Raw genomic sequence first — 11,499 nt, 5'->3', positions numbered from 1 at the left:
TTAGTCACCATTTTTCAGTTCAATGTTGATACCTAAAGAACGGATCTCTTTGGTCAATACGTTGAACGATTCAGGCATGCCCGGGTCCATATAATGGTTGCCATCTACAATGTTCTTGTAGATACGGGTACGGCCTTCAACGTCATCCGATTTCACAGTCAGCATTTCTTGTAGCGTATATGCTGCACCGTAAGCTTCTAGTGCCCAGACTTCCATCTCACCGAAACGCTGACCACCGAATTGTGCTTTACCACCAAGCGGCTGTTGCGTAACTAGAGAGTAAGAACCAGTTGAACGCGCATGCATCTTGTCATCCACCAAGTGGTTCAGTTTCAGCATGTACATGTAACCAACAGTTACCGGACGGTCGAAACGCTCACCAGTACGACCATCATATAATACGGTCTGACCAGTACTAGACAGGCCTGCAAGTTGTAACAACTCTTTGATCTGACCTTCTTCAGCACCATCGAATACAGGAGTAGCCAAAGGTACACCAGCACGCAAGTTGCCAGAAAGTTTCAAGATTTCTTCATCAGTCAAGCTATCAAGATCTTCTTGCTCGCCACCAACTTTGTTGTAAATCTTGTCTAGGAAATCACGAAGCTCAAGTACAGTACGTTGCTCTTTCATCATCTTGTCGATTTGATCGCCAAGACCTTTCGCCGCCATACCCAAGTGAGTTTCAAGAATCTGACCCACGTTCATACGCGATGGTACGCCCAGCGGGTTCAATACGATATCAACAGGTACACCGTTGGCATCATGTGGCATGTCTTCTACTGGCAAGATGTTTGATACAACACCTTTGTTACCGTGACGACCCGCCATCTTATCACCAGGCTGGATGCGACGTTTCACAGCAAGATAAACTTTAACTACTTTCAATACGCCAGTCGTCAGTTCATCGCCTGTAGAAAGTTTGCGTTTTTTCTCAGCAAATTTCTCATCAATTTCGAAGCTCTTCTCTTTCAAGAACACTTGAATTTGAGTTAAACGTTCAGCAATTGCTTCGTCAACTGGTTGAATTTCAAGAAGATCAACAAGCTCTAAACCAGACAACACGTCTTCAGACAGTTTGTCGCCACGTTTAGTTGTACCGCCACCATTCGACTCTTGGCCATTCAGTAGGCGGATTACACGTTCACGTGCAGCTTCTTCGAAGATTTTGAATTCTTCTTTCAAGTCTTTACGGTATGCATCCAATTGCGCTTTTTCAATTGCTTGAGCACGTTCGTCTTTTTCAAGACCGTCACGTGTAAACACTTGAACGTCAATCACAGTACCTTTAGTACCTGATGGAACACGTAAAGATGAGTCTTTTACGTCAGCCGCTTTTTCACCGAAGATTGCACGTAGCAATTTTTCTTCCGGAGTAAGCTGTGTTTCACCTTTAGGGGTTACTTTACCAACAAGGATATCGCCAGCAGTTACTTCAGCACCGATGTAAACGATACCTGACTCGTCCAGTTTAGACAGAGCAGCTTCACCTACGTTCGGAATATCAGCAGTGATTTCTTCCGCACCCAGTTTGGTATCACGTGCAACACATGACAATTCCTGGATATGAATAGACGTTAAACGGTCTTCTTGAAGTACACGTTCAGAAAGTAAGATCGAGTCTTCGTAGTTGTAACCATTCCAGGTCATAAACGCAACGCGCATGTTTTGACCCAATGCCAGCTCACCGCCATCTGTTGATGGACCATCAGCCAGTACATCACCACGACCTACTTTATCGCCCAGGTTCACAAGAACTTTCTGGTTGATACAAGTGTTCTGGTTCGAACGGGTGTATTTGATCAGGTTGTAGATATCTACACCTGCTTCACCTGCGATCATTTCGTCTTCATTCACACGAATAACCACACGAGACGCATCAACAAACTCGATACGACCACCACGCTGAGCGATCACACATACACCTGAGTCATGTGCTACGTTCGCTTCCATACCGGTACCAACAAGCGGCTTGTCAGCGATCAACGTCGGAACTGCCTGACGTTGCATGTTCGAACCCATTAATGCACGGTTGGCATCATCGTGTTCTAGGAATGGAATCAGTGACGCTGCTACAGATACGACCTGCTGAGCAGATACATCCATATGCGTTACTTTTTCAGGAGGAATACGTACGAAGTCACCTTGATGACGAACAGATACAAACTCTTCTGTTAAGTTACCGTCTTTATCCATTGCAGAATCGGCCTGTGCAATGACAGTGCCTACTTCTTCAATCGCAGACAGGTATTCAACTTCATCTGTTACACGACCATCAACAACCTTACGGTATGGGGTTTCCAGGAAACCGAAGTTATTACATTTCGCATAAACAGAAAGCGAGTTGATCAAACCAATGTTTGGACCTTCCGGTGTTTCAATTGGACATACACGACCGTAGTGAGTTTGATGTACGTCACGTACTTCAAAGCCTGCACGTTCACGCGTCAAACCGCCGGGACCAAGCGCAGAAACACGACGTTTGTGCGTAATCTCAGATAACGGGTTGTTTTGGTCCATAAACTGAGACAACTGGCTTGAACCAAAGAATTCTTTGATTGCAGCAGCTACTGGCTTCGCATTGATCAAATCTTGCGGAGACAGGTTGTCAGTTTCAGCTTGGCTTAAACGTTCTTTAACAGCACGTTCAACACGTACAAGACCTACACGGAATTGGTTTTCTGTCATTTCACCAACAGAACGAACACGACGGTTACCCAAGTGATCGATATCGTCGACTTCACCTTTACCGTTACGGATTTCAACTAATGTTTTTAATACATCAGTGATATCTTCGTTCGAGAGAATGCCTTCAACTTCACGTGACTTCTGGTCTGTACCGACTTCGTAAGGACGACCCAAACGACGGTTGAACTTCATACGACCGACTGGAGACAAGTCATAGCGTTCAGAAGAGAAGAACAAGTTGTTGAATAAGTTTTCAGCAGCTTCTTTTGTTGGTGGTTCGCCCGGACGCATCACTTTGTAGATTTCTACCAATGCTTCTTCACGATTGCTCGTCGTATCTGCACGTAGAGAATCTGCAACGAATGAACCGCGGTCGATATCATTGGTGAACAGAATATTGAACTGCTTCACGCCGCCTTCTGCAATTTTCACCATGATTTCATGGCTTAATACAGTATTGGCTGCAATCACATCACCATCTTTTAATGGGATGTCTTCAGCAGTGATACGCTCATACAGGTACTCATCAGGCACTGCAAGTTTTTCAAGACCTGAAGCTTCCATTTGACGTACATGACGCGCATTGATACGTTTACCTTGCTCAACAATTGCCTTGCCATCCTTGTCCAGGATGTCAAATTGTGCCATTTCGCCACGCAGACGTTCAGGCACCAGGTCAATCTGGTAGCTACCCATGTCAAGATACACAGGTACTTTCTCGTAGAACATGTCGAGAATGTTTTCGTTGCTATAACCCAAGGCACGAAGCACCACAGTCGCAAGCAATTTACGACGACGGTCAATACGTACATAGACGAGGTCTTTGGCATCGAATTCAAAGTCTAACCATGAACCACGGTAAGGAATGATACGCGCTGAATAAAGGACTTTACCACTTGAGTGAGTCTTGCCTTTATCGTGGTCAAAGAATACGCCTGGTGAACGGTGTAATTGTGACACGATCACACGCTCGGTACCGTTAATCACAAAGGTACCGTTATCCGTCATTAATGGCATTTCGCCCATATAGACTTCTTGTTCACGTACGTCTTTAATTGACTTCGTTTCACGATCTTTCAGGATCAAACGAATTTTTACACGCATTGGTGCTGCATAAGTTGAGCCACGAAGAATACATTCGCGTACATCAAACTCAGGCTTACCAAGACTATACTCAACAAATTCTAAAGCAGCATTGCCAGAATAACTTTCAATAGGAAAAACTGAACGAAATGCGGCTTGGAGACCGATATCTTCGCGGTTTTTTGGTGATTTGCCATCTTGTAAGAATGTTCTGTACGAGTCGACTTGAATCGCGAGCAAGTACGGAGCATCCATGACGCTAGGCAATTTACCAAAATTCTTACGGATCCGTTTCTTTTCGGTATATGAGTATGCCATCTGGAGTCCTCGGAAAGTGTAAACCAAGCCCGCCTGCAGAACGGGCTCAGAAGGAATTACGCTGGCCGATATGGCCACCACTCTTTACAAATGCTGCAATTTTTAGTGGTATTAAAACGCTTATCAATATTTTTTAATGAAAAATATTGGTAAACGTTTGTTCATTATGTTTATTTTCAATTTGTATGATTTTTATATCATGCAAACAAAAATCGAGCCGATTATTGTAACGCAAAAAGGCTGATGACCCAAGAGCCATCAGCCAATTTTTGGAGCCGATTATAAAAAAACCGGCTCCCTTAAGAAATTACTTAAGAGTAACTGTAGCACCAGCTTCTTCAAGTTTCTTCTTAAGCTCTTCGCCTTCTTCTTTAGAAACGCCTTCTTTAAGAACTGCAGGAGCGCCTTCAACCATGTCTTTAGCTTCTTTCAAGCCAAGGCCAGTCGCTTCACGAACTGCTTTAATTACAGCAACTTTGTTCGCGCCGAAAGAAGTCAATTCAACATTGAATTCAGTTTGTTCTTCAGCAGCAGCAGCAGCTGGACCAGCAGCAACAGCTACAGCAGCAGCAGATACATTGAATTTCTCTTCGAAAGCAGAGATAAGTTCAACAAGTTCAAGAACAGTTTTTTCAGCAACTGCGTTTAGGATTTCTTCGTTTGTTAAAGCCATGAGATTAACTCCAAATGGGTATTGAATGATGTGTGTTTAAGTTTGAGCTTAAGCAGCTTCTGACTCGTTTTTCTCTTGAAGCGCTGTAAGTAAGCGGCCCAATTTCGAAATAGGAGCTTGAAGAACGTTTGCAAGCATAGTAAGCGCTTTCTCTTGGTTCGGAAGATTCGCGATTACGCTAACTTCTGCACCTTGATAAAGTTTGCCATCAAATGCAGCAGCTTTAAGTTCAAATGCTTTATTAGTTTTAGCGAATTCTTCGAACAAACGTGCAGCAGCACCCATGTCGTCTTCAGAATTCGAGAAAGCTAAGATTGTTGGGCCAACAAGGTTGTCGTTCAAGATATTGAATTGAGTATCTTGAAGAGCACGTTTAGCCAAAGTGTTACGAACGATACGTGTAGTAACACCAAGTTTACGCGCTTCAACACGTAGAGTAGTTAACTGCTCTACAGTCAAACCTTGGTAGTCAGCAACAACAGCAGCAAATGCAGTAGAAGCAACTTCAGCTACTTCAGCTACGATCTGTTTTTTGCCTTCGATAAGAAGAGCCATTGTAAAACCTCCTAACGGTGATTTATGTACTTACGCGAAGTACACTCCCAATTCGCAAGACCATCACTGGACTCACACGCGGAGGATGAACAAATCACACCACCGCGTCTACGCAGGCTGGGCTATTAAGAGAGAAGCATAAAACTCCCCTCGCCCGCGGTCTTTGACGCTGATAAATTTTCATTTATCAATTCAAAGTTTGCCTAAGTTTGCAAAATACGACGGAGCGTTTCTTGCGTAAGTTTTAAAGCAGCGCTTTAAAACTTACTCAGGGCTTTAAAATTCTGTAATAAGTCGAGACTTATTTAGAAACGTTTGCTACATCAACGATCAAACCAGGACCCATAGTTGAGCTCAAAGTGATCTTTTGAATGTATACGCCTTTAGACGTAGCAGGTTTCAAACGTTTCAAGTCAGCAACAAGTGCTTCAACGTTTTGACGAACAGCAGCAGCTTCAAAACCTACTTGACCGATCGCAGCATGGATAATACCAGCTTTGTCTACGCGGTAACGTGCTTGACCAGCTTTTGCATTTTTAACTGCAGTAGCAACGTCAGGAGTTACAGTACCCACTTTAGGGTTTGGCATTAAGCCACGTGGACCAAGGATCGTACCAAGTTTACCTACAACGCGCATTGCATCTGGAGCAGCAATTACTACGTCAAAGTCAAGGTTACCCGCTTGGATGCTTTCAGCAAGATCGTCGAAACCAACAACGTCTGCGCCTTCAGCTTTAGCAGCTTCAGCAGCAGCGCCTTGAGCGAATACAGCTACACGTACAGTTTTACCAGTACCTGCAGGAAGTGTAGTCGCGCCACGAACAACTTGGTCAGATTTACGAGGATCAACACCTAGGTTTACCGCGATATCTAGAGATTCTTTGAATTTAGGAGCTGGAAGGCTCTCTAAAACTGCAACAGCTTCTTCTAGCGTGTAAACTTTGTGCGCTTCTACAGCAGCTACGATCGCTTTTTGACGTTTAGTTAATTTAGCCATGTCTTAAAGCTCCACTTCCAAGCCCATAGAACGCGCAGAACCAGCAATGGTACGTACACGTGCGTCTAAATCAGCACCAGTCAAATCTGGTTCTTTAGTAGTCGCGATTTCTTCGATTTGAGCACGAGTCAACTTACCAACTTTAGTTTTGTTAGGTACAGCTGAACCCTTCTGGATACCAGCAGCTTTCTTAAGAAGAACAGCAGCAGGTGGAGTTTTCATGATGAATGTGAACGACTTGTCGTTGTACACAGTGATCACGACTGGAATTGGCAGACCAGCTTCAACTTTTTGTGTCGCAGCATTGAATTCTTTACAGAATGCCATGATGTTCACACCACGTTGACCTAGTGCAGGACCAATCGGTGGAGATGGATTCGCTTTACCAGCTGGAACTTGCAGCTTGATATAGCCGTCAATCTTCTTAGCCATTTCAAATTACCTCTGGGTGCAAACGCCGGTGAAGGCTCCCCAATGATTTCAAGTAACGATACCGTTACAACAACAATGCCTGACTTATAAATAAGTCAGGCGTTTTCAACCCATACAAATTAGACTGATTTTTCGACTTGACGAAATTCCAATTCAACTTGAGTTGGTCGGTTAAATACATTAATGGTCAGCGTTAAACGCGACTTTTCGTACTGAACTTCTTCCACCACACCTTTAAAGTCGGTGAATGGCCCGTCAACCACGAGTAATTCTTCGCCTGGTTCAAACATCGTCTTAGGACGAGGTGCTTCGCCAGTATTGCGTACACGCGCAAGAATCGCATCTGCTTCTTTTTGCGTAATCGGTGCCGGTTTTTCAGCCGTACCACCAATAAAACCTAAAACTTTTGGACATTCTTTAACAATGTGCCAAGTATCATCGTTCATTTCCATTTCGACTAGGACATAGCCAGGAAAGAACTTACGCTCTGATTTACGCTTCTTGCCATCCTTCATTTCTACCACTTCTTCGGTAGGAACAAGGACTTCACCAAAGCTATCGGCAACAGCGCTACGCTGGATTCGATCATTAAGCGAACGCATCACTTGTTTTTCATAACCTGAATAGGCATGAATAATGTACCAACGTTTCATAGCTCTCTTACCCGATAATAAACTTCATTAACCAGCCTAAAATATAGTCAAAACACCACAATAAGATGGATGCAATTACGACTACAACAAGAACTTGCCAAGATGTGGACATCGTCTCTTGCTTGGTAGGCCAGGTCACTCGACGCAACTCAATTCGTGCATCTTTCAGCAGACGAATAAAGCCTTTGCCTTGATGGGTGGCGTATAATAAACCGAATGCTGCAACGATACAAGCCAAAATCACCCCAACGCGCACCCAAATATCATTCGCAGGTGCCCAGTACGCTGGTAAATATTGGTTTACCATCATTGCACCAACCAATAAAATCAAGGCGATAACCCATAGAACCATGTCTAATGGAGAACCAGAACTTACATCTACTGCAGGATTATTTCTTTGAGGAATTGCCGCTTCGCCTAATGCGTCGCGTGATTTTTCATTCGACATTTTTGTACTCGTCGTAGGTTTCGCGACTTATTATATGACCAATTTTGCCGACATCAAGCGTCTTTTTAGAAACTTGGCAGGTCAGGAGGGACTCGAACCCCCAACATTCGGTTTTGGAGACCGACGCTCTACCAATTGAACTACTGACCTGCAAAACAACAAGTTGGAGCCTAAGCTCCAACCTGCTTGTCTTATTCTATGATTATGCAGTTACTTTAGCAACTACACCAGCACCCACTGTACGACCGCCTTCACGGATCGCAAAACGTAGACCTGGGTCCATTGCGATTGGGTGGATTAGCTCTACTGACATCTCAACGTTGTCACCAGGCATAACCATTTCCACGCCTTCTTTAAGCGCGATCGCACCAGTTACGTCCGTAGTACGGAAGTAGAACTGTGGACGGTAACCGTTAAGGAATGGAGTGTGACGACCACCCTCTTCTTTAGAAAGTACGTATACTTCTGCATCGAATTTAGTGTGTGGCTTGATCGCACCTGGTTTAGTCAATACTTGACCACGTTGTACGTCTTCACGCTTAGTACCACGAAGAAGAACACCACAGTTCTCGCCCGCACGACCTTCGTCAAGAAGTTTACGGAACATTTCTACGCCAGTTACTGTAGTAGTTTGAGTATCACGGATACCAACGATTTCTACAGACTCACCTACTTTAACGATACCAGTCTCTACACGGCCAGTTACTACTGTACCACGACCAGAGATTGAGAATACGTCTTCAATTGGCATAAGGAATGGAAGGTCAATTGCACGCTCTGGCTCTGGAATGTAAGAGTCAAGTGCTTCAACAAGCGCAACTACAGCTGGCTCGCCGTATTGGCTGTCATCACCGTTAAGCGCAAGAAGAGCAGAACCACGGATCACTGGAGTGTCATCACCCGGGAAGTCGTAAGTAGAAAGAAGTTCACGAACTTCCATTTCAACTAGTTCAAGAAGCTCTTCGTCGTCTACAAGGTCGCATTTGTTCAAGAATACAACGATGTAAGGTACACCTACCTGACGAGAAAGCAGGATGTGTTCACGAGTCTGTGGCATAGGACCATCAGTCGCAGCACATACAAGGATCGCACCATCCATCTGAGCAGCACCAGTAATCATGTTTTTAACATAATCGGCGTGGCCCGGGCAGTCTACGTGAGCGTAGTGACGAGTTGGAGAATCGTATTCTACGTGTGAAGTATTAATTGTAATACCACGTGCTTTTTCTTCTGGTGCAGAGTCGATTGCAGCGTAGTCTTTCGCTTCGCCACCGAATTTCTTCGCACATACAGTTGCAATTGCAGCTGTTAAAGTTGTTTTACCATGGTCAACGTGACCAATTGTGCCCACGTTAACGTGTGGCTTATTACGTTCAAACTTAGCCTTAGCCATGTTAATCTTCCTCGTTTACGTCGAACACAATTCTGAGTAAAACCCAGCTCCGACATATCGTTTAAAAAAACCGAACACCAAATACTTGAAAAGCAGACTAAATAGCCTGCTTTTGGAATTTCTTTGCAACAGAGTTGCTAAACTGTAATCTGGAGCTCTTATCGAGATTTGAACTCGAGACCTCTCCCTTACCAAGGGAGTGCTCTACCACTGAGCTATAAGAGCAAATATTAGTACTTCAATGGAGCGGGAGACGAGGGTCGAACTCGCGACATGTAGCTTGGAAGGCTACCGCTCTACCAACTGAGCTACTCCCGCACGATGTTGGTACAAACCACTTATTGAAGTCTTAAAATTGGTGGTGAGGGAAGGATTCGAACCTTCGAAACTTTCGTAGCGGAGTTACAGTCCGCCCCCTTTGACCGCTCGGGAACCTCACCATTTTTTACACTTACATCAGTGCTGTTCATTACTTCACACTACCAAACCTCTAAGATGGTGCCGGCACACGGATTCGAACTGTGGACCTACTGATTACAAGTCAGTTGCTCTACCAACTGAGCTATGCCGGCGTTTCTTAGTGTTTCGTACGTTTCGTATCGGAACGGTGTGCAGTTTAGCAAAACTCAGAATCCTTGCAAGTGTTTTTTTCAAAAAAAACCTCAAAAACTCATAAAATCAAACCATTTGATGATAATTCAACCGCTTTGATCACTGCGCGAGCTTTTATTTGGGTTTCATTCCACTCAGATTCAGGATTTGAGTCGGCAACTAACCCTGCTCCAGCCTGAACATAGACCTTATTTTCGCGAATGACACAGGTACGAATCGCAATCGACATGTCCATTTCGCCATGCCAGCCTAAATAACCAACAGCGCCACCGAAAATTCCACGTTTTACCGGCTCAACTTCATCAATAATTTCCATGGCACGGATTTTTGGCGCGCCTGAAAGTGTGCCTGCGGGGAAAGTTGCCTTAAAAACGTCCAGAGCATCGACATCATCACGTACTTCACCCTGCACATTGGAGACAATATGCATCACATGTGAATAACGTTCGATCACCATTTGATCAGTTACCTGCACTTTGCCAATTTTTGCAATGCGTCCCACATCATTACGTCCCAGATCAATCAGCATGACATGTTCAGCAATTTCTTTTTCGTCAGAGAGTAAGTCCTGCTCAAGTGCCAGATCTTCTTCTTTGGTTTTGCCACGTGGACGGGTTCCCGCTAATGGACGAACTGTGGCAATACCATTTTCCAGACGGGACAGAATTTCAGGAGAGGAACCGACAATATGGAATGGCGTGTTATTTTCCAAGGTCTGCCCTTGCACCAGGAACAAATACGGCGATGGATTGAGATGACGCAGCGCACGATACACCTGTAGCGGGTCACCGTCGAAGTCAGACACCATCCGGTGCCCGGGTACGACCTGCATTACATCTCCAGCACGAATATACTCTTTGACCTTTTCCACCGAAGCAATGAAGTTGTCATGTCCGGTGAGGGACTCAAAATGTGGCGGCGTATGTTTTTCAGCTTTAAGGCTGATGGGCGTGGCCAGAATATTTTCCAATTCATTTAATTGTTCATGTGCTTTTTCATAAGAACCCGGGGCAGTGGCATCCGCATGTACAATTAAGAACAAGGTATCTTTCAGGTTATCAAAGACAATCACTGTTTTAGAGAGCATCATCCAGATATCTGGCAAGCCGACCGGATCCGCTTCCGGCACATTTTTTAATTTCGGTTCGATATAACGCACCGCGTCATAACCAAAGTAACCGACTAATCCACCAGTAAAACTCGGTAGGTCCGGTAATTCTGCCTGGGTTGGCACCTTAAATTGCGCCTGAAAGTCGCGAATATATTGAAATGGGTCCGCACAGTGCTGCTTTTCAATCGAATCATCTGCGTGCTGTACCGTCAACTCGCCTGCATTGCAGGAAAATACCGTGGATTCACCTAGTCCAATAATCGAATAGCGTGCCCAGTTCTCACCACCTTCTACAGACTCGAATAAATAAGCCTGCTGATGCTGTTTAAGCCGAGCAAAAATAGAAAGTGGTGTATCGGTATCTGCCAGACGCTGACGATAAACAGGAATGAGGTTATAGCCTTGCGCAGCAAGTTGCTGGAATTGTGCTTGAGTGGTCATGCGGTTTTTCTCTTTAAATTAGGGTTACTCAGTATGTAAATAGAATTGAACTGAGCGACGCCATCGAAAAACCTTACAACTATTCATTTTCTTTC

General features: G+C 44.5%; 9 protein-coding genes and 5 tRNA genes. All 14 read right to left on the bottom strand.

Features of this window, described 5'->3' with window-relative positions; translation table 11 throughout:
• Nucleotides 1-4,089, bottom strand: a complete 4,089-nt coding sequence (gene rpoB, locus F893_RS03940) for a DNA-directed RNA polymerase subunit beta (protein WP_005102827.1) — start codon at nucleotides 4,087-4,089, stop codon at nucleotides 1-3.
• Between the two features lie 307 nt (nucleotides 4,090-4,396).
• Nucleotides 4,397-4,762 (bottom strand): 50S ribosomal protein L7/L12, encoded by a 366-nt coding sequence (gene rplL, locus F893_RS03935; protein ID WP_004278611.1) that lies wholly within the window; start codon nucleotides 4,760-4,762, stop codon nucleotides 4,397-4,399.
• A gap of 48 nt (nucleotides 4,763-4,810) precedes the next feature.
• Nucleotides 4,811-5,317, bottom strand: a complete 507-nt coding sequence (gene rplJ, locus F893_RS03930; RefSeq protein ID WP_004278612.1) for a 50S ribosomal protein L10 — start codon at nucleotides 5,315-5,317, stop codon at nucleotides 4,811-4,813.
• Nucleotides 5,318-5,618: 301 nt separating this feature from the next.
• Nucleotides 5,619-6,314, bottom strand: a complete 696-nt coding sequence (gene rplA / locus F893_RS03925; RefSeq protein WP_004278613.1) for a 50S ribosomal protein L1 — start codon at nucleotides 6,312-6,314, stop codon at nucleotides 5,619-5,621.
• A 3-nt stretch (nucleotides 6,315-6,317) separates the two neighbouring features.
• Nucleotides 6,318-6,746, bottom strand: coding sequence for a 50S ribosomal protein L11 (gene rplK / locus F893_RS03920; protein ID WP_004278614.1), 429 nt, complete (start codon nucleotides 6,744-6,746; stop codon nucleotides 6,318-6,320).
• A 119-nt stretch (nucleotides 6,747-6,865) separates the two neighbouring features.
• A complete protein-coding gene (gene nusG, locus F893_RS03915) occupies nucleotides 6,866-7,399 on the bottom strand; it encodes a transcription termination/antitermination protein NusG (RefSeq protein WP_004278615.1) in 534 nt (177 codons plus the stop codon).
• Between the two features lie 7 nt (nucleotides 7,400-7,406).
• The gene (gene secE, locus F893_RS03910) at nucleotides 7,407-7,847 is read right to left on the bottom strand and encodes a preprotein translocase subunit SecE (RefSeq protein WP_004278617.1); all 441 of its coding nucleotides are present in this window, start codon (nucleotides 7,845-7,847) and stop codon (nucleotides 7,407-7,409) included.
• Between the two features lie 74 nt (nucleotides 7,848-7,921).
• Nucleotides 7,922-7,997 (bottom strand) — tRNA-Trp (locus tag F893_RS03905).
• Nucleotides 7,998-8,049: 52 nt separating this feature from the next.
• Nucleotides 8,050-9,240: an elongation factor Tu gene (tuf, locus tag F893_RS03900; protein ID WP_004646112.1), complete on the bottom strand. Its 1,191-nt coding sequence runs from the start codon at nucleotides 9,238-9,240 to the stop codon at nucleotides 8,050-8,052.
• A gap of 150 nt (nucleotides 9,241-9,390) precedes the next feature.
• Nucleotides 9,391-9,465: transfer RNA gene (locus tag F893_RS03895), tRNA-Thr, on the bottom strand.
• A 17-nt stretch (nucleotides 9,466-9,482) separates the two neighbouring features.
• Nucleotides 9,483-9,558: transfer RNA gene (locus F893_RS03890), tRNA-Gly, on the bottom strand.
• Between the two features lie 38 nt (nucleotides 9,559-9,596).
• Nucleotides 9,597-9,680, bottom strand: a tRNA-Tyr gene (locus tag F893_RS03885).
• A 56-nt stretch (nucleotides 9,681-9,736) separates the two neighbouring features.
• A tRNA-Thr gene (locus F893_RS03880) sits at nucleotides 9,737-9,812 on the bottom strand.
• Between the two features lie 98 nt (nucleotides 9,813-9,910).
• Complete coding sequence (gene trpE / locus F893_RS03875; protein WP_005102822.1) at nucleotides 9,911-11,404, bottom strand: anthranilate synthase component I; 1,494 nt, start codon at nucleotides 11,402-11,404, stop codon at nucleotides 9,911-9,913.
• Nucleotides 11,405-11,499 lie beyond the last annotated feature (95 nt).

It is taken from the genome of Acinetobacter sp. CIP 102136 (genome assembly GCF_000369685.1).
Lineage (GTDB): Bacteria > Pseudomonadota > Gammaproteobacteria > Pseudomonadales > Moraxellaceae > Acinetobacter > Acinetobacter fasciculus.
This window is presented reverse-complemented; position numbering and strand designations above follow the sequence as displayed.

Coding starts and splice junctions, on each gene's coding strand:
- rpoB (WP_005102827.1), bottom strand. CDS start 4,089: ATGGCATACTCATATACCGAAAAGAAACGGATCCGTAAGAATTTTGGT.
- rplL (WP_004278611.1), bottom strand. CDS start 4,762: ATGGCTTTAACAAACGAAGAAATCCTAAACGCAGTTGCTGAAAAAACT.
- rplJ (WP_004278612.1), bottom strand. CDS start 5,317: ATGGCTCTTCTTATCGAAGGCAAAAAACAGATCGTAGCTGAAGTAGCT.
- rplA (WP_004278613.1), bottom strand. CDS start 6,314: ATGGCTAAATTAACTAAACGTCAAAAAGCGATCGTAGCTGCTGTAGAA.
- rplK (WP_004278614.1), bottom strand. CDS start 6,746: ATGGCTAAGAAGATTGACGGCTATATCAAGCTGCAAGTTCCAGCTGGT.
- nusG (WP_004278615.1), bottom strand. CDS start 7,399: ATGAAACGTTGGTACATTATTCATGCCTATTCAGGTTATGAAAAACAA.
- secE (WP_004278617.1), bottom strand. CDS start 7,847: ATGTCGAATGAAAAATCACGCGACGCATTAGGCGAAGCGGCAATTCCT.
- tuf (WP_004646112.1), bottom strand. CDS start 9,240: ATGGCTAAGGCTAAGTTTGAACGTAATAAGCCACACGTTAACGTGGGC.
- trpE (WP_005102822.1), bottom strand. CDS start 11,404: ATGACCACTCAAGCACAATTCCAGCAACTTGCTGCGCAAGGCTATAAC.